At 32.7% G+C, this 21,503-nt stretch carries 19 protein-coding genes; 12 read left to right on the top strand and 7 right to left on the bottom strand.

Annotation, left to right across the window (positions count from 1 at the left end; genetic code table 11):
- Positions 1-22: 22 nt before the first annotated feature.
- Together EV145_RS09450 and EV145_RS09445 are read right to left on the bottom strand one after the other, a co-directional pair.
- Entirely contained in the window at positions 23-1,537 is a 1,515-nt protein-coding gene (locus EV145_RS09450; RefSeq protein ID WP_133524971.1) for an FMN-binding glutamate synthase family protein, read from the bottom strand.
- A 37-nt stretch (positions 1,538-1,574) separates the two neighbouring features.
- Entirely contained in the window at positions 1,575-2,354 is a 780-nt protein-coding gene (locus EV145_RS09445; RefSeq protein WP_133524970.1) for an NYN domain-containing protein, read from the bottom strand.
- A gap of 202 nt (positions 2,355-2,556) precedes the next feature.
- Here EV145_RS09445 and EV145_RS09440 point away from each other — a divergent pair, with 202 nt between their 5' ends.
- From EV145_RS09440 to EV145_RS09425, 4 genes are all read left to right on the top strand, one after another.
- A complete protein-coding gene (locus EV145_RS09440; protein WP_133524969.1) occupies positions 2,557-3,003 on the top strand; it encodes an RrF2 family transcriptional regulator in 447 nt (148 codons plus the stop codon).
- A 39-nt stretch (positions 3,004-3,042) separates the two neighbouring features.
- Positions 3,043-3,564, top strand: a complete 522-nt coding sequence (gene azu / locus EV145_RS09435) for an azurin (RefSeq protein ID WP_133524968.1) — start codon at positions 3,043-3,045, stop codon at positions 3,562-3,564.
- Positions 3,565-3,683: 119 nt separating this feature from the next.
- A complete protein-coding gene (gene ric, locus EV145_RS09430; RefSeq protein ID WP_133524967.1) occupies positions 3,684-4,415 on the top strand; it encodes an iron-sulfur cluster repair di-iron protein in 732 nt (243 codons plus the stop codon).
- A 183-nt stretch (positions 4,416-4,598) separates the two neighbouring features.
- A complete protein-coding gene (locus tag EV145_RS09425; RefSeq protein ID WP_133524966.1) occupies positions 4,599-5,822 on the top strand; it encodes a hypothetical protein in 1,224 nt (407 codons plus the stop codon).
- A gap of 39 nt (positions 5,823-5,861) precedes the next feature.
- Here EV145_RS09425 and EV145_RS09420 read toward each other — a convergent pair whose 3' ends face one another.
- From EV145_RS09420 to nirK, 3 genes are read right to left on the bottom strand one after another with little or no spacing between them, the layout of a single operon-like run.
- Complete coding sequence (locus tag EV145_RS09420; protein ID WP_133524965.1) at positions 5,862-6,452, bottom strand: SCO family protein; 591 nt, start codon at positions 6,450-6,452, stop codon at positions 5,862-5,864.
- A gap of 16 nt (positions 6,453-6,468) precedes the next feature.
- Positions 6,469-7,245 (bottom strand): formylglycine-generating enzyme family protein, encoded by a 777-nt coding sequence (locus tag EV145_RS09415; RefSeq protein WP_133524964.1) that lies wholly within the window; start codon positions 7,243-7,245, stop codon positions 6,469-6,471.
- Between the two features lie 16 nt (positions 7,246-7,261).
- Positions 7,262-8,707, bottom strand: a complete 1,446-nt coding sequence (gene nirK, locus EV145_RS09410) for a copper-containing nitrite reductase (protein WP_133524963.1) — start codon at positions 8,705-8,707, stop codon at positions 7,262-7,264.
- A gap of 257 nt (positions 8,708-8,964) precedes the next feature.
- On the opposite strand from nirK, the gene EV145_RS09405 reads away from it, so the two are divergent.
- The gene (locus EV145_RS09405; protein WP_133524962.1) at positions 8,965-10,227 is read left to right on the top strand and encodes an aminotransferase class I/II-fold pyridoxal phosphate-dependent enzyme; all 1,263 of its coding nucleotides are present in this window, start codon (positions 8,965-8,967) and stop codon (positions 10,225-10,227) included.
- 122 nt (positions 10,228-10,349) lie between these two features.
- The gene (locus tag EV145_RS09400) at positions 10,350-10,832 is read left to right on the top strand and encodes a hypothetical protein (RefSeq protein ID WP_133524961.1); all 483 of its coding nucleotides are present in this window, start codon (positions 10,350-10,352) and stop codon (positions 10,830-10,832) included.
- Positions 10,833-10,986: 154 nt separating this feature from the next.
- Here the strand turns inward: EV145_RS09400 and EV145_RS09395 are convergent, their stop codons facing one another.
- Together EV145_RS09395 and EV145_RS09390 are read right to left on the bottom strand one after the other, a co-directional pair.
- Positions 10,987-12,105: a GNAT family N-acetyltransferase gene (locus EV145_RS09395; RefSeq protein WP_133524960.1), complete on the bottom strand. Its 1,119-nt coding sequence runs from the start codon at positions 12,103-12,105 to the stop codon at positions 10,987-10,989.
- 50 nt (positions 12,106-12,155) lie between these two features.
- Positions 12,156-13,124: a transporter gene (locus EV145_RS09390; protein ID WP_133524959.1), complete on the bottom strand. Its 969-nt coding sequence runs from the start codon at positions 13,122-13,124 to the stop codon at positions 12,156-12,158.
- 124 nt (positions 13,125-13,248) lie between these two features.
- On the opposite strand from EV145_RS09390, the gene EV145_RS09385 reads away from it, so the two are divergent.
- The 6 genes from EV145_RS09385 to EV145_RS09360 all read left to right on the top strand — a co-directional run bounded on the left by EV145_RS09385 (position 13,249) and on the right by EV145_RS09360 (position 21,419).
- Complete coding sequence (locus tag EV145_RS09385; protein WP_133524958.1) at positions 13,249-13,536, top strand: DUF4834 family protein; 288 nt, start codon at positions 13,249-13,251, stop codon at positions 13,534-13,536.
- 50 nt (positions 13,537-13,586) lie between these two features.
- Complete coding sequence (locus EV145_RS09380) at positions 13,587-16,034, top strand: YfhO family protein (RefSeq protein WP_133524957.1); 2,448 nt, start codon at positions 13,587-13,589, stop codon at positions 16,032-16,034.
- Positions 16,035-16,323: 289 nt separating this feature from the next.
- Positions 16,324-17,610 (top strand): glycosyltransferase family 4 protein, encoded by a 1,287-nt coding sequence (locus EV145_RS09375; RefSeq protein ID WP_133524956.1) that lies wholly within the window; start codon positions 16,324-16,326, stop codon positions 17,608-17,610.
- 45 nt (positions 17,611-17,655) lie between these two features.
- Positions 17,656-19,125, top strand: coding sequence for a lipopolysaccharide biosynthesis protein (locus tag EV145_RS09370; protein WP_133524955.1), 1,470 nt, complete (start codon positions 17,656-17,658; stop codon positions 19,123-19,125).
- Positions 19,126-19,326: 201 nt separating this feature from the next.
- Entirely contained in the window at positions 19,327-20,874 is a 1,548-nt protein-coding gene (locus EV145_RS09365) for a mechanosensitive ion channel family protein (RefSeq protein WP_243739240.1), read from the top strand.
- Between the two features lie 245 nt (positions 20,875-21,119).
- A complete protein-coding gene (locus tag EV145_RS09360; RefSeq protein WP_133524953.1) occupies positions 21,120-21,419 on the top strand; it encodes a hypothetical protein in 300 nt (99 codons plus the stop codon).
- Positions 21,420-21,503: the final 84 nt, after the last annotated feature.

The following is a 21,503-nucleotide window of genomic DNA, read 5'->3' as shown; positions in this document are numbered from 1 at the left end:
TGATTCAGAGAGGCTTTTTAGTTTAATTTCTTTTGGTAACGTTTGTTAAGTTATCAGGGAAATATAATTCGGATAAATTGGTAAACTCATCACCTCGCATGAAGATATTAATATCAACATCGGCAAAAGAAGTTTTTCCTGCAGCGGCCAAAAGTTCATTTGCAGAGTGAAGTGTATTTTTATGGAAATGATAAACACGTTCTGATTTATCAGTTACAACCAAACCTTTCATCAGCATTTTATTTTGAGTTGCAACTCCCGTTGGGCATTCATTATTATGACAGCGCAATGCCTGAATACAGCCTAAAGAAAACATAAAACCTCGCGCACTGTTGCACATATCGGCGCCAAGCGCTATGGCGTGTAAAATCGAATATCCCGAAATGATTTTTCCGCTTCCAATAATTCTGATTTTATCTCTAATATTTAATCCTACCAAAGTTTTATTTACAAAAATTAAAGCGGGCTCAAACGGCATTCCAACTCCGTCTGCAAATTCTAGCGGTGCAGCGCCAGTACCACCTTCAGCTCCGTCAACGGTAATAAAATCCGGATAAATATCCTCAGCAATCATTTCGTGGCAAATTGCTTCAAATTCGGCTGTATTTCCAATGCATAATTTAAATCCAATTGGTTTTCCGTTTGACAGTTCACGCAATTGTTTTATGAAATGGATGAGTCCTTTTGAATCCGAAAAAGCATGATGACCTGGAGGAGAAAGAATCATGGTATGTGGTTTAACGCCTCTGATTTTAGCAATCTGCTCTGTATTCTTTTTAGCGGGAAGTACGCCTCCGTGACCCGGTTTTGCACCTTGCGAAAGTTTAATTTCAATCATCTTCACATTTGGAAGATTCGCTTTTTCTGAAAATTTTTCTGGGTTGAAATTCCCGTCATCATCACGGCATCCAAAATAACCTGTGCCAATTTGCCAAGTGATGTCGCCGCCTCCGGCAAGATGAAATTCGGTTAATCCGCCTTCTCCGGTATTTTGATAAAAATTTCCTTTTTGCGCGCCAATATTTATAGCACGAACGGCATTTTCACTTAAAGAACCAAAACTCATTGCCGACACATTAAATAAAGAAGCTGAATAAGGTTGTTTACAGTCTTTTCCGCCAACTAAAACACGTGGAAGTTCTTCATTTACTTTTGCGGGAAAAATAGAATGTTTAATTCCTTCGTAGCTTTCTGTGTTTAAGTTTTGCTGTGTTCCAAAAGGCGTACTCGAATCAATATTTTTGGCTCTTTGATAGACCAACGAGCGCTGATTCCTTGAAAAGGGTTTTCCATCAGTAGATCTTTCAATAAAATATTGCTGAATTTCCGGCGCTATCATTTCAAATAAATACCTGAAATAACCCAGAACTGGAAAGTTTCTTAAAATGGCATGTTTTTCTTGTGCAGCATTATAAGCTCCCACAATTAGGAGAACAGGAAGAATAATGACAAGTAAAAATCCACGACCGGTGTAATAATAAATTGCAGCGACAATTAGAAACAATAAGAATCCGTAAATAAAGAATTTTTTTCTCATGTTTTTAAAAAATTAAATAGATAATAAACGCAATAACTTAGTTGAATCTCAAACGTACGTAAACGTGTTTGATTCCTTTTTTGTCCGATTCTCTTTCATCAATTTCAAGAAAATCAGTCAATGATTTCAACATTGGCGTAAGTTTAGAATAGCCATAATTTCTTGGGTCAAATTCTGGTTTTTTCTTAACAATCAAATTCCCAACATCTCCTAAAAATGCCCATCCATCGTCGTCTTCAAGATCTTCAATTGTGGTTTCGATTAGTTCAATGGTTTGTTTATCAACTTTATGAAGCGCTTTTTCGGTTGGTTTTTCAATAGGTTTTTTAGTGTCGGAAGGAGTTGTTTTTGGTTTCTTCTTCTGAATTGCTCCATCCAAAACTTCAATGTAAATAAATCGGTCACAGGCCACAATAAACGAATTTGGAGTTTTCTTTTCGCCAATACCAATAACTTTCATGCCTGATTCTCTTAAACGAATAGCCAAACGTGTAAAGTCGCTGTCGCTTGAAACAATACAAAAACCGTCTAGTTTTCCAGAATAAAGCAAATCCATTGCATCAATAATCAAGGCAGAATCCGACGAATTTTTTCCAACCGTGTAACTGTACTGCTGGATAGGAGTAATGGCATGTTCGAGTAAAACGCCCTTCCATCCGTTTGCATTTGGTTTTGTCCAGTCGGCATAAATTCTTTTTGTAGTTGGAGTTCCTAGCTTTGCAATTTCTTCCATCATACCTTTTACATTGCTGTAGGGAACATTATCGGCGTCTATAAGAACAGCTAGTTTTAAATCTTTTGAAGTGCTGAAGGCCATTTTTTCAATATTAGAAAATTAAGTATTCTCAAAGTTAAAATTAAAATTTGTTTTTATGTGATTTTAGTTATGAATTAGTGTTTTAATAATACTTAATTAGTTTGGTTATAAATAAGTTTTTCAATTCTAAAAATTAATTAAAGATAAATTTGTCTTTTATTATAAAACTGCATATCTTTGTTTGGAATTAATGAATTAATATATGTTTTCAAAAGCGTGTGAGTACGGAATTAGAGCTTCTATTTTTATTGCTGCCAATTCTTCAAAAGGAATCAGAGTCGGTATAAAAGATGTTGCCAAAGAAATTGATTCACCAGAGCCCTTTACAGCCAAGATTATGCAGATTTTGACTAAAAATGGAATCATCCATTCGGCTAAAGGAGTTGGAGGAGGATTTGAAGTTTCAAACGAAGCGCTAAAATCCATTAAACTGATCCAAATAGTTGATGCTATTGATGGAGATAAAATTTATAGCGGATGCGGCATTGGATTAAAAGAATGTTCTGAAGAGCATCCTTGTCCGGTTCATCATGAATTTAAAAAAATTAGAAGTCTGCTTTTAGAAATGCTTTCAAAAACAACTTTAGAACAGCTTGCTTCTGGAGTAAAATCTGGAGATTTTTTTCTGAAAACATTAAATATGGAATAACATTTAATACAAAAGATTAATATTTATAAATTACAAAAAATGAATACAAAAACCAAAATTTCACTATTGATCCTAATGGGATTTTTAACAATAACTTCTTGCGGTAAAAAAGAAACTGCTCCGGCAGAAGAACAAACGGAAACTTCTACAGAAGGAGAACCAGCTCCAACAACTGCATCGACTGAAGAAAATGTATTGGTTATTGAAGGAAATGACCAAATGCAGTACAATGTAAATGAATTAAAAGCAGTTGCCGGAAAACCAATAAAACTGACGCTAAAACACGTTGGTAAAATCCCAAAAGAAGCAATGGGACATAACTTAGTAATTCTTCAAGAAGGAACAGATGAAGCTGCTTTTGCGCTTAAAGCGAATGAAGCAAAAGCTACAGATTATATTCCGGAATCTGAAAAAGCTTCAATTATTGCTCATACGAAGTTATTAGGTGGAGGCGAAGAGGATACAATCGAGTTTACAATTGATAAAAAAGGAACTTACAAGTTCGTTTGCTCTTTTCCTGGCCACGTAGCTATGATGAAAGGAGTATTAATTGTTGAATAAATAATAAAACTCCAATTCCGTTTTGGCTTGGAGTTTTTTTAAATACTAATAAAAGATAAAATTGTCTTTTATTAAAACCAAAAAAGAAAAATAAAACAAAATTTTAAAAATAGATTATCATGGAAAATTTAAAAAACAAAACAATCGGATCATTCGTTGCTGAAGATTTTAGAACAGCTGCAGTTTTCTCTAATTATAAAATAGATTTCTGCTGCAAAGGAAACAGAACTGTTGCCGAAGTCTGTGAAAAACAAAATATAGATGCAGATGCTTTGTTGGAAAATGTTCTTCAGGTTATGCAATCAGAAAATCAGGGAAATATCGATTTTAATTCTTGGCCTTTAGATTTATTAGCAGATTATATTGAAAAAACGCATCACCGTTATGTAGAAGAAAAAACAAATGTATTGCTTCCGTTTCTAGATAAATTGTGCAAAGTTCATGGTGCAAGTCATCCAGAATTATTCAAGATTAATGAATTGTTTATTGGATGTGCCGGAGAATTATCACAACATATGAAAAAAGAAGAATTGGTTTTATTTCCTTTTGTAAAACGAATGGTAAAAACGAAAGAATCTGACGGAATTTTGCACCAGCCTTCTTTTGGAACCGTTTCAAATCCTATTGCCATGATGATGAACGAACATGACAATGAAGGGGAACGTTTTAGAGCAATTGCCGAATTGACAAATAATTACACACCGCCCGCAGATGCTTGTACAACTTACAGAGTAACGTTTGCAATGCTGAAAGAGTTTGAAGAAGATTTGCACAAACACATTCATCTTGAAAATAATATCTTATTTCCAAAAGCGGTTGTTTTAGAAAAAGACTTTGTTGAAGTAGAGTAAATTAATTTTAATAGTTCGAAAAGCACCGATAATCCATCTGAAAATGATAGCTATCGGTGTTTTTTTATTTGAAGTAATGTTTTGAACCATATATACAATATCAGAAATTTTAAGGTTTGCTGAAATGAACTTATATTACTTATATAGTTTTATAATTATTCGATTTGTTTAAAAAATCACAATATGAATTCTCAAAAATCTTGGATTATTTGCTGTTTTTTTAATTTTCTGATTGCCTGTGTTTTCGGATTAATAATGCGGTTGATGCATCTTTTTTCAATAGATTTTTTAAATTATAGTTTTCTGCTTCATGCGCATTCGCATGTGGCTATGCTGGGCTGGGTTTATTTGATCATTTATGTTTTAATTGTCCGTTTTTTTATTCCGAAAGAAAAAAGTCAAAAGTCAATTTATAATCGTTTGTTTTGGCTGACAGAGTTTTCGGTTATTGGAATGATGATTGCTTTCCCAATAAAGGGATACGCTTTGTTTTCAATCCTTTTTTCGACAATACATATTTTACTGAGTTATGTTTTTTGCCGTTTGGTTTGGAAGGATTGTTCGAATGAAAAATCTCCAGCACAAAGACTTTTGCTAGCTTCAATTCTGTTTATGGTTTTATCAACTTGTGGCGTTTGGTGTTTAGGTCCGGCAGTAAGTACATTAGGAAAACAAAGCGCTTTTTACCAGATTGCGATTCAGTTTTTCTTGCACTTTCAATTTAATGGCTGGTTTATACTGGCGATTTTAGCTCTTTTTTTAAAACAATTTCAAGATAAAATTGATAAGACAAGGTTTAATAAGTTTTATCTTTTAATGATTGTTTCGACATTGTTGACGGTTGCTTTTCCAATACGTTGGTTTGTCAAAAATAATATTTTGAATTATAGCAATGCTTTGGGAGTTCTAACGCAAGTAGGAGCTTTTATTTATTTTTATAAAATGCTAAAACCTCAAAAGGGTTATTTTAAAAGTACTTTAGATAAAAACACAAAAATAGTTTACGGTTTAGCACTGTGTTCTTTGTTTTTGAAAGTCGGAATTCAATTGCTTACCATTTTTCCGAATCTGGCTGAAGTTTCGCATCAAATTAGAAATTTTGTAATCGGATTTATTCATTTAACAACTCTGGGAATTATAACCGGATTCGTGTTCGGATTATTGCTTCAGAATAAAATACTGCCTGCCCATTCTTCAATATTAAAAATAGGAGTGAAGTGTTTTATTTTAGGATATATTGCCACCGAAGTACTTCTTTTTTTGCAAGGCTGGCTTTTCTTCTTTGCAAAAGGAAAAATTACATTTTATTATCAAAGTATTTTAGTTTTCAGTTTGCTTTTGGTTTTAGGGTTAAGTTTAATTATGGCATCTATTATAAACAAAAAACAAGAGCCAATTTATTACTAAATCTGCTCTTGCTTCTTACTAATCAACCTATTTAAAGTTCTATATTTTTGCTGCTTCCTGATTTATTGTTTGTATGGTTTTTTCGTTATTCACGCCTAAACCCTCCTGCTGAAAAATTAATTCTCCTTCTGGATTAAAAACACTGATAATATTAGAATGCGAAAAATCAATTGGAGAAATCTGTTTGTAGTTTACAGCCAGAACTGCTGCAAATTCTCTTGTGTTTTCTTCTGTTGAACGAAGGAAAAGCCAAGGATCCTGATTCATTTTATTTTCAATTGCAAAAGATTTTAATCTTTCCGGAGTATCTGTTTTCGGATCAATACTGACTAAAATAAGTCTTACGTTTTGTTTGTACTTTTTATCTAGTTTAGATTCGATGTCGCGCATATCAGCAACCAATCGTGGGCATGCAGCTTTGCAACTTGTGTAAATCATTACCATAACCAAAACATTTCCTCTAAGCGATTTTAGTTCGATATCTTTTCCATTTTGCGTTGTCCATTTTGAAGGCAGATTGTAAATAGATAAATCACTGATTTCCTTTTTTGTTTCCGTTTTGCTTTCGGCCTTTTTGCAACTGTAAAATGATAATGTAAGAGCAAGAAAAGCGATTGTTATTTTTTTCATTGTGAATTAATTTAATTTAGATCTTCGGTTTAGCTGTACTGGCGCATCTAAAACCAAGATTTCGTGTTGAATATTGCGCTTTTAGACTTCCTCGAAATGCATAACGCATAAAAGCAGCATAATCCATCAAATCGGTTGCGTTTACCGATGCACCGCCGCAGAAAAGGTTTTTGTCATTGCTTTTGTCTTTTCTTGATTCTCCCGATAAAAAAATGCTGTTAAAGTCGGCTGTCCATTCCCAGACTAATCCATGCATGTCGTAAACGCCCCAATAATTTTTGAACGTTTTTCCAATTTCATTTTCGTAGGTTTTTGATTTTTCGTACCAAGAGAGAATATATTCGTTGAATTCTTTTTTGGTTCTTGCATCAATTTTTTTCGTGTCGGCCATTGCGGCATATTCCCATTCATCCATTGTTGCTAAGCGCTTTCCTTCGCATTCGCAGTATTTTTTGGCAGCAAACCAAGAAACACTTGTCACAGGAGAATTTGGTTTTGCATTTCCAAAATCAAGATCAGCTGTCCAATAAGACAAATAGCTTTTATCACCAAAAATTCCTTTAATTTTTGATTTTCTATACGAAGGATTCTTTTTTACAAACGCTAAAAACTGACTATTCGTTACAGGATAAACATCCATGTAAAATGACTTTACTTCAACAGGATTTTTAGAAATGGATCCATAAAGAGGGACAAAAGATCCCTCTTTTATGAAAACCATTCCTTTTTCCTGGGCCTTCATGACACTGAACATAGAGAAAAAGAGCGTTAGTATGAAAATGTATTTTTTCATGCTGCTTGTTTGCTGTTTATCTTAATGCTTTTACCATTTCTGGTGTAACTTCAGTTTTATTATTTCCCCAGCTGCTATAAATATAGGTCAGTACATTGGCGATTTCATCATCAGATAAATTCTGAGATGGCATTACGTTATTATATTTTTTGCCATTAACAGTAACTTCGCCAGTTAAACCATGTAAAATTGTTTTGATTGCACGTTTAGAATCGGCATTTAAATAATCTGATTTTGCCAGAGGAGGGAAAGTGCTTGGAATTCCTTGTCCTTCAGATTGATGACAGGCAAAACAAGTTGTTCCAAAAATTTCTTTGCCAATTTTTATTTTTTCTGCTGCCGTACGTTTAGGAACTGTCACTTTTGCAGGAGCATTGTCCGGCATTTTTTGAATTGTTCCACCTTCAGGCAAATAAATACCTTCCTGAATTGTTCCCGAATAAATGTTTTTGTTTTCGTTTCCTTCTACTTTCAGCATTCCCAAAGCGCCTTTGTTGAATGCTCTAAAAATGGAATGATCTACAAGAATAAAAGTTCCTGGAGTTTCAACTTTAAAATCAACAATTGCAGATCCGCCGGCCGGAATTAAAGTAGTCTGTACATTATGATTTATTGTGCTTCCGCCTTCAATATGAACATTGTCAAATATTTCACCAATAACATGGAAAGAAGAAACCAAGTTTGGTCCGCCGTTTCCAACAAACAAACGTACCGTTTCGCCTACTTTAGCAGTTAATTCATTTCCATTAGTAAGAGATCCTACTTTTCCATTGAATACAACATAATCAGGAGTTTCTTTAACTGCTTTATTCATGTCAAAAGGCTGAAGTCCTTTTGCGCCATATTCACCTTGAGTGTAAAAATCACCCTGCATTACATAATATTCTTTATCAACAGGCGGAAGTCCGCCTTCTGGTTCAACCAAAATTAATCCGTACATTCCGTTTGCAATATGCATTCCCACAGGAGCAGTTGCGCAATGATATACATACAATCCTGGATTTATCACTTTAAAACTGAATACCTTTTCATGTCCCGGAGCTACGAGAGAAGAAGTTGCGCCTCCGCCTGGACCTGTTACGGCGTGTAAATCAATATTATGAGGCAGTTTATTGTCTGGATGGTTTTTTAAGTGAAATTCTACTTCATCGCCAACACGTGTTCTAATGAAACTTCCCGGTACCGAACCTCCAAATGTCCAATAGGTATATTTAACACCATCGGTCATTGTTCCTTCTTTTTCCCTAATTTCCATGTTTAATTTAAGTTTCATGGCGGGTCTGTTTCCAATTGGTTTTGGTACGTGAGGAGGAGAAGTCAGCTCAGCGCTCATCTCTCCTTTAGTCATAATGTTTTCATAATTAACGCTTTCTTCTTTTTTACAGCTTGTTAGAAACAAGGCACTAAAAATAAGGCATGCAAACAGTCTCATTTTCATCGAAATGTCTTTTTTGTTTTTCATAATATTTGGTTTTACTAGGGTTTTAATCAAAATCAAAAATAAAAGACTATTTTATCTTTTATTATGATAAAAATCATGATTTGAAAACAACTATATGCCTAAATTATAAAGGTTTGGAGATGTATTATAGGTTTAATCTTGTTAAATATAGCAAGATGAATTATTTTCAATAAAAATAATAGTGGTTCTTCATTTTAAATTAATAATCATTATTTTTGCACCCTGTATAAATAAAATTATTACTTCAAAATATATTTATGGTAAAAGATTTATTCGAAAGAATTCAGAACAATAAAGGACCATTAGGAAAATGGGCTTCACAAGCTGAGGGTTATTTTGTATTTCCTAAATTAGAAGGTGAACTTGGTCCGAGAATGCAGTTTGGTGGAAAAAATATTTTAAACTGGAGTATTAACGACTATTTAGGTCTTGCAAATCACCCAGAAGTTCGTCAAGCCGATATTGATGCAGCAAAAGAATTTGGCGCAGCTTACCCAATGGGAGCTCGTATGATGTCTGGTCATACTAAATACCATGAACAATTAGAAAATGAACTAGCTGAATTTGTAATGAAGCCAGCTGCTTATTTATTGAATTTTGGTTACCAAGGAATGGTTTCTACAATCGATGCTTTAGTTACTAAAAATGATATCATTGTTTACGATGTAGATTCGCATGCTTGTATCATTGATGGTGTTCGTTTGCATATGGGTAAACGTTTTACATACAGACACAATGATCTTGAAAGTATGGAAAAAAACCTGCAGCGTGCTACTAAAATGGCCGAAGAAACAGGTGGTGGTATTCTTTTTATTACAGAAGGTGTTTTCGGAATGAGAGGCCAGCAAGGAAAATTGAAAGAAATTGTTGCATTAAAAGAAAAATATAATTTCAGATTATTGGTTGATGATGCACACGGTTTTGGTACTCTTGGTAAAACAGGTGCTGGAGCAGGTGAGGAGCAGGGAGTTCAAGATGGCATTGATGTTTACTTTTCAACTTTTGCAAAATCAATGGCTAACATTGGAGCATTTATAGCCGCAGATCAAGACATAATTGATTATTTAAAATATAATTTACGTTCTCAAATGTTTGCAAAAGCATTGCCAATGATTCAGACAATTGGTTCTTTGAAACGTTTAGAATTATTGCGTAATCACCCTGAATTGAAAGACAAGCTTTGGGAAAACGTTAATGCATTACAAAACGGATTGCGTTCTAGAAACTTCAATATTGGTGACACAAATACTTGTGTAACACCAGTTTATTTAGAAGGAAGTGTTCCGGAAGCAATGGTAATGGTAAATGATTTAAGAGAAAACTACGGTATTTTCTTGTCTATTGTTATTTATCCGGTAATTCCTAAAGGGATTATCTTGTTGAGAATGATTCCAACAACTTCACATACTTTAAGTGATATTGATGAAACATTAACGGCATTTGAAGCAATTCGTGAAAAGTTAGAAAATGGTACATATAAAGAAATTGCTAGTAAAACTACTGTTGATTTAGACGCTTAATTGCCAAAAAAAATATTCTCTTAAGTGGGAATTATGTAAAAAAATCCATTCGTTATACGAATGGATTTTTTTTTATTTGAAGTAACTTTATCTTATAATCAACAAAATAAAAATAACGAATTATGAAAAAAGTATTAATAATAACAACACTTGTTTTAACGGTTCTTATTTCCTGTAAAAAAGCAACTGATACTGAACCAGTTCAAATTGAGCCAAAAGCGCCAAAAGAAGCTGAAATTGTTGAACCTGCAGGAGATCAATGTTATGCTTCGAGGTTAAATGGATATATCGTTGCAATAAGTTTCAACGTGAATTCACATCAAGAAGTCAACGGAAAACTGAGCTATAATTTAACGGGAAAAGATAAAAACGAAGGAACTTTAGTAGGTAATATGAAAGGGGACACACTAGTTGGTGATTACACATTTATTTCTGAGGGAGTTTCATCAGTAAGAGAAGTTGTCTTTCTTCAAAAGGACGGAACTTTAATAGAGGGATATGGAGATGTAGTTTCGACAAATGATAGAGTTACTTTTAAAGATAAGTCAAAATTAAAATTTGACGCAAAAAACACTTTGACTAAAGTGGACTGCAAAGTAGAATAAATAAAAGTAGAATAAATATAGGTTATAATTGAAAAATCCATTCGTTTGGGGGCGAATGGATTTTTTTATGTTTTAGTTTTCGGATTTTAATTTGTTTAATCCATCTTTATTATTTTTTAAACTGAACACTCAAAACTGCGTACTGACCACTATTTTACAAGTTCTTCAAATACGTTTTTCTTTGGCAGTGAATTTTTGGATCAAAGTTTTTCCATAACAAATGAATCGCATTATTTTCTAATAATTCAGGAGTTCTAATGCAGTTTCTGATTCCTTTTTCTGAAAAAGTTTTGTAATATTCATCAAAAATTAATGCTGTTACACCTTTGTTTTGATAATCAGGATGAACACCAATTAAGTAAAAAACAACATCTTTGCTGTGTTTTTTGGCTTTTAATAATTGCAGAAAGCCAAACGGAAATAATTTTCCTTTTATTTTTTGCAAAGCCTCTGTAAAACTTGGCATTACGATACTAAAAGCAACTAAATTATCATCTTTGTCTACCACGAACTTAATGTATTCAGGATTGATAAAACTGATGTATTTCTTTTTAAAATACTCTTTTTGAACATCAGAAATCGCTACAAATGAAGCCAGTTTTTCGTAGGATTCATTAAACAAATCAAACATTTTGTCAACATGTGGCATAATGTCTTTTGTTTTAGTAAAAGTAAGTGATCTCAGTTCGTAACGCTTTTTAATTAAAACTACAGCTTTCTGAAAAAACTCAGGTTTTACATTCGAAAAAGGGAAAATACTTTCGATATATTCTTTTTCAACTTGAAAACCCAGCTGTTCAAAATGTGTTACATAGTAAGGATGATTGTACCATGTAATCATTGTTCCAACTTGGTCGTAACCTTCTGTCAGCACACCAACTTTATCTAAATTTGAAAATCCCATAGGGCCTTCAGCATGCTCCAGATTATGTTTTCGGCCTAATTCGTATACTTTTTCAAGTAGTGCTTTGGTAACTTCAATATCATCAATTACATCAAACCAGCCAAAACGCACTTTTCTTTTGTGTTGATTATTAACCTCAGACCAATTGATAATGGCCGTAATACGGCCAACCGCTACATTATTTTTATATGCGATATAAAAATAAGCTTCTGCGTTATCAAAAGCAGGATTTTTTGTTTTGTCAAAAGACTCCAGTTCGTCAGCAATAATAGGAGGTACCCAATAAGGGCTGTCCTTATAAAGTGAAAATGTAAATTTTATATATTCAGTTAATTCTTTTTTAGTTTTGGCTTCTTTAATTGTAATCATTAAGGTGGTATTATAAGATTCTCTTTTTTGCAGAGATCTAGTTATAAAATTTATTCGTATTTAGATTTTCGTTTTCTTTCCTTTTCTTGATAGTCAACTTCTTTTTTATTGTCAGCGTTTTTATCTGCCTTTTCTTTGTTTTTGACTTCTGTCAGTTTTTCTTTGTACCAGCCATCATAGCGCCAAGAAACACCAATTCCACCATATAATACAGACGGTGTATTTTTGAAGTTTGTACTTATCGAAGCATCAACCTGCATATTTGTCGAAAGCAGATAAGCAGCACCGCCACGAACAATTGCGTCACTATAAAAATCGCTTTTGTATCCTTGGTTTTCTATAAATCCGGACCATTTTTCATTAAATCCATGTGTCAAAGTTAAAATATATCCATAACTAGGATAATCGGTTCCAATATAATCTGCAATAATATTAGTCACAAAAACCCATTTTCCTCCTCCAAATAAGTTTTGAGTTACCAATGCTACTTTAGGCGAAATGGCGCTTTGTGCAGAAAAATAATATGGATTATCTGCGGCAACAAAATTTGCTCCTGCAAAGATAGAAACTGCTGGAATTAATTCATGCCAGTTAAACGCATGATTTGCTTTGTAGCTGTAAATATTGTTTTCTCTTTTGTAATTTTTATAAGGATCATAAATCAAATATTTAGCTCCTAAAACGGTTTGTCTGAAATCGTTTTTTTTGTAGCTCGTGTACGGAGTATCAAAGTTTTCCATTTGATATTGCACATCAAGCACAAATTCTAATTGTTCTAGAAAAGCACCGTATCTAAGTGTAAAATCGGTGCCAAAACCACTGGCATCATAATCTAATAAATCATGTTTTTCTTTGATTCCGTAAATACCAAGTTCGGCTTGAATTACTGTTTTTCCAACGGCATAAGCTGACATAGTTTCACCTGGACGATTTGAATTGATTACATCGGTATATTGTCCGAAAAAGAAATGGGGCACAAAAAAAAGAGCTGTGATAAATAATTTTTTAATTTTTAACATAAATGTATTTTTGGATTAAAAAGTTATAACGCATTTCAAATGTACTATATTTTATTATTTATTTAAGATTGATATTTTAATTTTAAACAGCGGATTTACTAATTTTGGCAAAAATTATATAGTTATGCAAGAAGCATCTTTTACAAATTTGTTTAAAACGATAATGTGGATCATTGCGTTTTATTATATTTTTAAATTTTTAGCTAGAATCTTTTTGCCAGTATTGGTAAAGAAAGCGGTTGAAAAAGCAGGCGAAAATTTTCAGAAACAACAGCAATATAGCCAGGATAATTCATGGCAAAGAACTCAAAATAATAATAATGACGAAATAATCATTAACACTGCTAATGCTAAAAACCCGCGTGAGACCAAAAAAGTGGGTGATTATGTTGATTACGAAGAAATAGATTAAGTTTGTATCCTGATAAAATAGGATTCATCATTTAACCAAACCTGCCAAAATTGAAAATAGTAAATAAGTTCATTCCGCACGCCCTTGTAGTATTGGGCTTCATTCTCGTTTCATTAATTTATTTTTATCCGTTACTGCAAGGAAAACAAATCTTCCAGTCAGATATTGCACAATATACCGGAATGGCAAAGGAGCAAAATGACTTCAGAGCCGCTGAACACGCTGAGCCTTATTGGACTAATTCTGCTTTTGGCGGAATGCCAACCTATCAGTTGGGTGCAAATTATCCAAATGATTTTGTTGGAAAAATTGATGATGTTTTGCGTTTTTTACCAAGGCCAGCTGATTACTTATTTCTATATTTCTTAGGTTTTTATGGTTTGTTATTAGTTTTAAAAACAGATCCGTTAAAAGCTTTTATAGGTGCAATCGCGTTTGGATTTTCTACTTATTTAATTATTATTCTAGGTGTTGGGCACAATGCAAAAGCGCACGCAATCGCATATATGCCTCTTGTTATTGCCGGATTTATACTTGTTTTTCAGAAAAAATATGTCTGGGGAGGTTTGCTCACCATGTTTGCAGTTGCATTAGAAGTTAATGCAAACCACTTTCAAATGACGTATTATCTTTTGATTTTCTTGTTGATTCTTTCGGGTTATTTTGCTTTTAATTTTTTAAAGGACAAAGAATATAAACCGCTTTTAATTTCGATTGGAACTTTGATGGTAGCAGGAATTTTTGCTATTGGTGCCAATGCCGGAAATTTATTAGCAACGAGCGAATATGCAAAGTACAGTATTCGTGATAAAAGCGAGCTGACTTTTAATCCTGACGGAACTAAAAATGAGACGACAGCAGCAATGACAACAGATTATATCACTGAATATAGTTATGGAATTGCAGAAAGTTTAAATTTAATTGCTCCAAGAATTTTTGGAGGTTCAAGCCATGAAAATGTTGGTACAGACAGTCGTATGTATTCCTTTATGATGGAGCAGGGTGTTCCTTCTGATCAGGCTCAAGACTTTGTTTCTGGAATGCCGACTTATTGGGGAGACCAGCCAATTGTTTCTGCACCTGCGTATATTGGAGTTGTAGTTTTCTTTTTAGCCGTTTTAGCATTATTTATTGATGACCGAAAAATAAAATACGTTTTCCTTTCAGGAGCATTATTTACTTTGGTACTTTCTTGGGGAAAGAACTTTTCATTACTGACAGACTTTTTTATTGAATATGTACCAATGTATGATAAGTTTAGAGCTGTATCATCAATACAGGTAATTCTGGAATTATGTTTTCCTGTCTTGGCAGTTATGGGTCTACAGTCATTTTTTAAAGCAAAAGATGAGCCTAAATTACAGCAAAAAGCATTAGTACAAACAGGAGTTTTTGGGCTTGGTATTTTATTGATATTAGTATGTGCAAAAAGTTTCTTCCATTTTACCGGAATGAACGATAAAAGTTATTTAGAAAGTTACGGTCCAGCTTTTGTTGATGCTTTAAAGGAAGATAGAATGTCGCTTTATTCAGCTGATTTGTTGCGTTCAGGATTCTTTATTGTGGTAACTTTTGGAATTTTATGGCTTTTTATTAAAAACAAATTTTCACAGACAACTACATTGATTATTGTTGGGATTTTAATGATTTTCGACTTGTTTTTTGTAGATAGAAAATATGTTTCTGCTAAAGATTTTGTTAGCCCGGTTCAAATTGCGGCTCCATTTCAAGAAACTCCAGCCGATACTAAGATTTTGGAAGACAAATCAATTTACCGCGTATTTGATCTTCAGGGACAATTGCAGGGAAGATCTTCTTATTTTCATAAAACTATTGGTGGTTACAGTGCTGTTAGACCTAGAAGAATGCAGCAGTTATACGATTACCAAATTGCTAAAAATAATCTAGAAATACTTAATATGCTAAATGTTAAGTATGTGATTCAGGTTGATAAAGAAGGGAATCAGATTCCAACAATAAATCCTGAAGCAAATGGAAATGCTTGGTTTGTAAGTGATTTAAAATTAGTGAACAAGCCAGACGATGTGATGAAAGCTTTAGATCATATTGATACTAAAAAAGTAGCTGTTTTTAACGTTCATGAACATGAAGCGAAGTTTAAAAATGCTCGCATGAAAAAGCAATGGGATACAACTGGAACTATTAAAGTTGTGGAGTATAAGCCAAATTATATTAAATATCAGTCTGATAACAAAAAAGATGGTTTAGCTGTTTTCTCTGAAATGTATTATAAAAACGGATGGAATGCTTATGTTGACGGTCAGTTGACAGACCATTTCCCTGTTGATTACGTTTTAAGAGCAATGGAAGTTCCTGGAGGAAAACATACAATTGAGTTTAAGTTTGAGCCACAGGTTATTAAAACTGGAGGAACAATTACTTTAATAAGTTCAATAGGAATGTTGTTGCTTTTAGCTGGTGGTATTTATTTTGAGAATAGAAAACTTAATAGAAACAAAAGCGAATTTAAGATTTAAATTGCTCAATGCGATCTTCTAAGATTCTAAAGATAATTCTCTTTATCATTTTCGACTTGTTGATTTTTGCTTTTTGCGGCACCTATATGATGGGATATGACGACTTTTATGATAAAAGTCAAGGAGAATACTTTAGTTATTCAAGTATGAAAACGGAGTATAAAATTGTCTGGGCATTTTATAATTTTTGGATAGTTTTAAATTGCGTGCTTTTATTTTATATCATTTATCGAGTTTATAAAAAGATGACTTTTAGATAAATTTTACTTTAAACAATAAACAATTTTCATTGGAACAAAAAAAGCTTTTAATTATTACGTATTACTTTCCGCCAGCAGGAGGACCGGGAGTACAGCGTTGGCTGAAATTTGTAAAATATCTGCCAGATTTTGGTATTCAGCCGATTGTTTATGTTCCAGAAAATCCAACTTATCCAATTGTTGATGAAGGTTTAGTTAGTGAAATATCAGATAAAGTTATTGTTCTTAAAAATAAGATCTGGGAGCCTTATCAGCTGGCTTCTGTGTTTTCAAAAAATAAGACAAAGAAAATCAGTTCGGGTATTTTTCCACACAAAAAAAAGCAGACATTTTTAGATAAAACTTTCCTTTGGATTCGTGGTAATCTTTTTATTCCAGATGCCCGCGTTTTTTGGGTAAAACCTTCTGTTGCTTATCTTGAAAAATACATCAAGGAAAATAATATCGATACGATTGTAACCTCTGGACCGCCACATAGCCTTCATTTAATTGGTTTAGAATTAAAAGAAAAATTAAATGTAAAATGGTTTGCAGATTTTCGTGATCCTTGGACAACTATTGGCTATCACAAAGCATTGCGTTTATCATCTTATGCTGAAAAAAAACATAAAAGTCTCGAGCATAAAGTACTTAACACTGCAGATACTATTATTGTAACAAGCAAAACTACAAAAGCTGAATTTCAAGCGATTACAAATAAGCCAATTTCAGTAATTACAAATGGTTACGATATCGAAAAGGTTGAAAAACAGCCTTTGGACACGAAATTCACGCTTGCACATATTGGATCTTTTTTATCAGAGAGAAATCCTAGATTTTTGTGGGAGAGCCTTGTTGAACTTCTTCAAGAAATTCCTGATTTTAAATCTCATTTAGAAATTAAGCTAATTGGCGCAGTTAGTCAGGAAGTTTTAGATGCTATTGAAGAATTTAAATTGAATGACTATTTGAATCTTTTAGGTTATGTTTCGCATAATGAGGCGATTGCTCATCAAAAGAAATCTCAGGTTTTGCTTTTGATCGAAATTAATTCTGAAGACACGAAAAGTATTATTCCTGGAAAACTGTTTGAATATATGGTGTCAAACCGCCCAATTATTGCGATTGGACCTCAAGGTTCTGATTTTGCAGCTATTATTACAGAAACGAATACAGGAGTATTTTTTGATTATTCTGAAAAAGCGAAGTTAAAAAGTGTAATTTTGGACTTTTATAATCAATTTTTAGAGGGAAGACTACAGTCTAATGGTGTTGGATTGCAACAATATTCACGAAAAAACTTGACAAAACAATTAGCACAATTGATTAGTGAATAATCGTAATTTTGCAAAAATCTAATATCTAAATTCAGAAATCCAAAAATGGGTATTGTCTTAAATCAATCTTTTAAAAATACTATTATTACCTATATAGGTTTCGCAATTGGAGCCATCAATACACTTTATTTGTATCCTGTTTTTCTTGGTGCAACTTATTACGCATTAACAAATTATATTACTTCGGCAGCAAATGTTATTATGCCTTTGTTTGCTATCGGGATGCAAAACACATTAGTAAAATTCTATTCACAATATAAAACAGAAGAGGAGCGAGAGCAATTTTTGTCGTTTACAGCGCTTTTCCCTATCTTGATGTGTATTCCGTTAGGGATAATTGGTCTTTTCTTTTTTGATGATATTACTGCTTTTGTATCAAAAGAAAATCCTGTTGTAAAAGAATTTATGCTTTTAATTCCATTTATCGGAATTTGTATGGCCTATTTTGAAATTTTCTATGCCTGGGCGAGAGTGCATATGCATTCGGTTTTTGGAAATTTTATCAAAGAAGTTGGTTTAAGGCTGCTTTCGACTATCGCTTTGATTGGTTTGTATTTTAAATGGATTTCATTGGTTGAATTTGTATATGTTACTGCAGTGATTTATTTTCTGGCTTTCATGGTAACAATGTTTTATGCGTTTTATATCAAAAGACCAAATTTCCAGATTACAATTCCTGAGAATGTAAAGTCAGTAATGGAATATACATTTTATATTATTCTTTCAGGAAGTGTAGCCAATTTGCTTTTGGATGGTGACAAGCTGATGCTTAATCAATATATGAAAATTGAAAATATTGCTTATTATTCGGTTGCAACCTATATTGCTTTGGTAATTTCAGTTCCAAGCCGAGCAATGCACCAAATTGTGTATCCAATTACAGCAAAATTGATGCATGAAAATAAGCATGATGAATTGAATTCACTTTACAAAAAAACTTCTATCAATCTGCAAATGGTTGGTGGGTTTGTCATGTTATGTATTTTTGTGAATATCAGCCAGCTTTATGAATTGGTTCCAAAGGAATACAGTGGCGGAATTGCAGTTGTATTTATGATTGGGCTATCTAAATATTTCGATCTTATTTTAGGCAATAATAATGCAATAATTTTTAACACTAAATATTACCGAATGGTTTTATATTTAGGATTAATGCTAGTTGTATTGACTGTGATTCTGAATATGATTTTTATTCCTATTTTCGGAATTTTTGGTTCAGCATTCGCAACATTGCTTTCTATAACTTTATATAGTTTGGCAAAACTTCTTTTTGTGGTTAAAAAGCTTCATCTATATCCTTTTACAAAAGAAACAATCTATTCGGCATTGCTGACGTTTGCATTGTTTTTAGTGTTTTATTTCTGGGAATTTCCATTTTTTCAATTAATTAGTATTGCTTTAAAATCGATTTTGGTTACGATTTTATACGTGTATCTGAATTATAAATTTAAAATATCGCCAGACATTAATAAGGTTATTGATAGTTTATTGAAAAAAGTAGGAATTAAAATTTAATACGATTTCTTTTAGAAAACGAAAAGTAATTTACTTTTCAATCAATTTTGTTTTTATATTTGTTAGAAAGGATAACCAATTTATTTCTAATGAATTATGATGAATAAATTTAATTGTTTTTTAGCGTTTTCTATTCTTTTATTTTCCTCATTTTTATTTGCGCAAAAAGATAAGCCCCAAAATGCAAATATTGAGACTAAAGTGTCAAAACCCAAAGGATATCCTGTTGTTCCTTTTAAAGACACGCTTTTTTATGTCTATAATAAAGTAGGCTCTTTTTCTGCAGAAAATAGAGCCAAGGCAATTTCAGAGAAAATAAAATCTTTGTATGAAAATGATCTTTTCGCTCCAGATTCGTTAAAGGCTATTCCTTCTGATATTAGTGTTGATATTGTTTACAAAGGCGATTTAATACTAATGTCTGTTTTAAATGCTGATGCAGCTTCAGAAAGTAAATCGGCTAAAGAAATTGCTGTCCGCAATCTTAATGCGATAAAAAAGGCAGTTATTTATCAAAACGAAAATCATTCGCAACTCCCAAAAAGACTTGGATTTACAGCATTACTGATTTTTATAATTGGTTTGGTTTTATATCTTGTGTCGAAAGTTTTTAATTGGATAAAATTTTATATACTAAAAAATAGTGACCGATATTTTAAAGGAGTCAAGTACAATAATATCAATTTATTAGCGGCGCATAAACAGCAGTTTCTCATTATGCGATTATTTGGTGTTATAAAAGTAATTGCATTAATTTTTATAGTTTACCTATCACTTCCTGTTTTGTTCAGTATTTTTCCTGCAACAGAGGTTTACACTACAACTTTGCTGCGATGGATATTAACGCCTGCAAAATTGGCCGTTATGGGATTTGTTGGGTTCCTGCCAAGTTTGGTTACTATTATTGTCATTATTATTATTTTCCGATTCAGTGTTAGAATTATTAAATTCTTTTTTGAAGAGATTAAAAATGAAAATATTAAAATTGATGGTTTCTACAATGATTGGGCCATGCCCACATTTAATATTATTCGGTTTTTGATGTTTGCTTTTATGCTAGTAATTATTTTTCCATATTTGCCAGGATCAGATTCAGATATTTTTAAAGGTGTTTCTGTATTTGTTGGTATCTTATTTTCATTAGGTTCTTCAAATGCTATTGCAAATATGGTGGCCGGATTGGTGATTACATACATGAGGCCATTCAAAATTGGTGATTTTATAAAGATTGGAGATGTTAGCGGAGAAGTAATTGAAAAAACGGCTTTGGTCACCCGAGTAAGAACGCCAAAGTTTGAAGATATTACAATTCCGAATGCCACCGTTTTATCCAGTACTTCTACTAATTATTCTGCCAACACTAAACAGTCTACAAATGGATTGCTTATTCACACAACTGTAACTATTGGTTATGATGTGCCATGGAAAGACATTCACAAAGCTTTAATTGATGCGGCTCTAAAAACAGAATTAGCTGAGCAGACCCCCCCGCCATTTGTTCTTCAGACTAGTCTGGATGATTTTTATGTATCCTACCAAATTAATGTTTATACCAAAGAACCAACAAAACAGCCTAGAATTTATTCATCACTGCATCAAAATATTCAAGATTCGTTTAATGCAGCAGGTATCGAAATTATGTCGCCTCATTATAGTTCACTTCGTGACGGGAATACCACAACAATTCCCGCTGATTACTTGAAGTCAGATTATGAAGCGCCTTCTTTTGAAGTCAAGAATAAGAGTTAAGATATTGATATTAAGTTGTTAAGTTTGAAATTTTAACACTTATTTTCTTTGCAGTTAATTTTATTAAAACTAACTTTAGCTGAGAATTTAGCAACGATTTGCTAGCATTGATAAAAAATATCATTCATAAAGCAATAAAAGTTGATATTCTTATGTTTTATTGAGATTGAAGCACTATTCGAGATCTGAAAAGTGTTAAGTAGTGTAGTAGTATTTAGATTAATCTTTTAAATGAATTAATGATTATGAAAGGCAATCCACTTAGTCAAGAACAAAGCTTGCAAGTGTTTTCAAATATGATCTCAAACAAAGTTCATAATGGATTTACACTGGAAGAAAGAAATGATGAATTACTTTTTGCCGTACTTTCAAAAGGCGGAAAAGTAGTAAATCATAGTTTGAATTTTATTATTTTTTGCTTGACGTTAGGATTGTGGTCGTTCGCATGGCTTTATCTTACTTTAGAGGCCTCAAAGCAGAAAAAAATATTAGTTGCCATCGATGAGGATGGCGTTCCTTTTGAAGAAAAATGTTTAGTAGCTTAAAGCTTTAGGCTTTATGCCGTAAGCTATAAGCAAAATCAACCTTTAAAAAAAAACAGCCATAATTGGCTGTTTTTTTTGCATCGT

Source organism: Flavobacterium sp. 245 (assembly GCF_004362055.1).
Lineage (GTDB): Bacteria > Bacteroidota > Bacteroidia > Flavobacteriales > Flavobacteriaceae > Flavobacterium.
Note: the sequence above shows the minus strand (reverse complement) of the source record. Positions and strands in the feature narration are given on the sequence as shown.

What these genes read in the sequence shown, in the direction of transcription:
- EV145_RS09395 (WP_133524960.1), bottom strand. Translation starts at nt 12,105, where the DNA reads ATGATTACAATTAAAGAAGCCAAAACTAAAAAAGAATTAACTGAATAT.
- EV145_RS09385 (WP_133524958.1), top strand. Translation starts at nt 13,249, where the DNA reads ATGCAAGAAGCATCTTTTACAAATTTGTTTAAAACGATAATGTGGATC.
- EV145_RS09415 (WP_133524964.1), bottom strand. Translation starts at nt 7,245, where the DNA reads ATGAAAAAATACATTTTCATACTAACGCTCTTTTTCTCTATGTTCAGT.
- nirK (WP_133524963.1), bottom strand. Translation starts at nt 8,707, where the DNA reads ATGAAAAACAAAAAAGACATTTCGATGAAAATGAGACTGTTTGCATGC.
- EV145_RS09450 (WP_133524971.1), bottom strand. Translation starts at nt 1,537, where the DNA reads ATGAGAAAAAAATTCTTTATTTACGGATTCTTATTGTTTCTAATTGTC.
- EV145_RS09445 (WP_133524970.1), bottom strand. Translation starts at nt 2,354, where the DNA reads ATGGCCTTCAGCACTTCAAAAGATTTAAAACTAGCTGTTCTTATAGAC.
- EV145_RS09425 (WP_133524966.1), top strand. Translation starts at nt 4,599, where the DNA reads ATGAATTCTCAAAAATCTTGGATTATTTGCTGTTTTTTTAATTTTCTG.
- EV145_RS09440 (WP_133524969.1), top strand. Translation starts at nt 2,557, where the DNA reads ATGTTTTCAAAAGCGTGTGAGTACGGAATTAGAGCTTCTATTTTTATT.
- ric (WP_133524967.1), top strand. Translation starts at nt 3,684, where the DNA reads ATGGAAAATTTAAAAAACAAAACAATCGGATCATTCGTTGCTGAAGAT.
- EV145_RS09390 (WP_133524959.1), bottom strand. Translation starts at nt 13,124, where the DNA reads ATGTTAAAAATTAAAAAATTATTTATCACAGCTCTTTTTTTTGTGCCC.
- EV145_RS09400 (WP_133524961.1), top strand. Translation starts at nt 10,350, where the DNA reads ATGAAAAAAGTATTAATAATAACAACACTTGTTTTAACGGTTCTTATT.
- EV145_RS09360 (WP_133524953.1), top strand. Translation starts at nt 21,120, where the DNA reads ATGAAAGGCAATCCACTTAGTCAAGAACAAAGCTTGCAAGTGTTTTCA.
- EV145_RS09420 (WP_133524965.1), bottom strand. Translation starts at nt 6,452, where the DNA reads ATGAAAAAAATAACAATCGCTTTTCTTGCTCTTACATTATCATTTTAC.
- EV145_RS09405 (WP_133524962.1), top strand. Translation starts at nt 8,965, where the DNA reads ATGGTAAAAGATTTATTCGAAAGAATTCAGAACAATAAAGGACCATTA.
- azu (WP_133524968.1), top strand. Translation starts at nt 3,043, where the DNA reads ATGAATACAAAAACCAAAATTTCACTATTGATCCTAATGGGATTTTTA.
- EV145_RS09370 (WP_133524955.1), top strand. Translation starts at nt 17,656, where the DNA reads ATGGGTATTGTCTTAAATCAATCTTTTAAAAATACTATTATTACCTAT.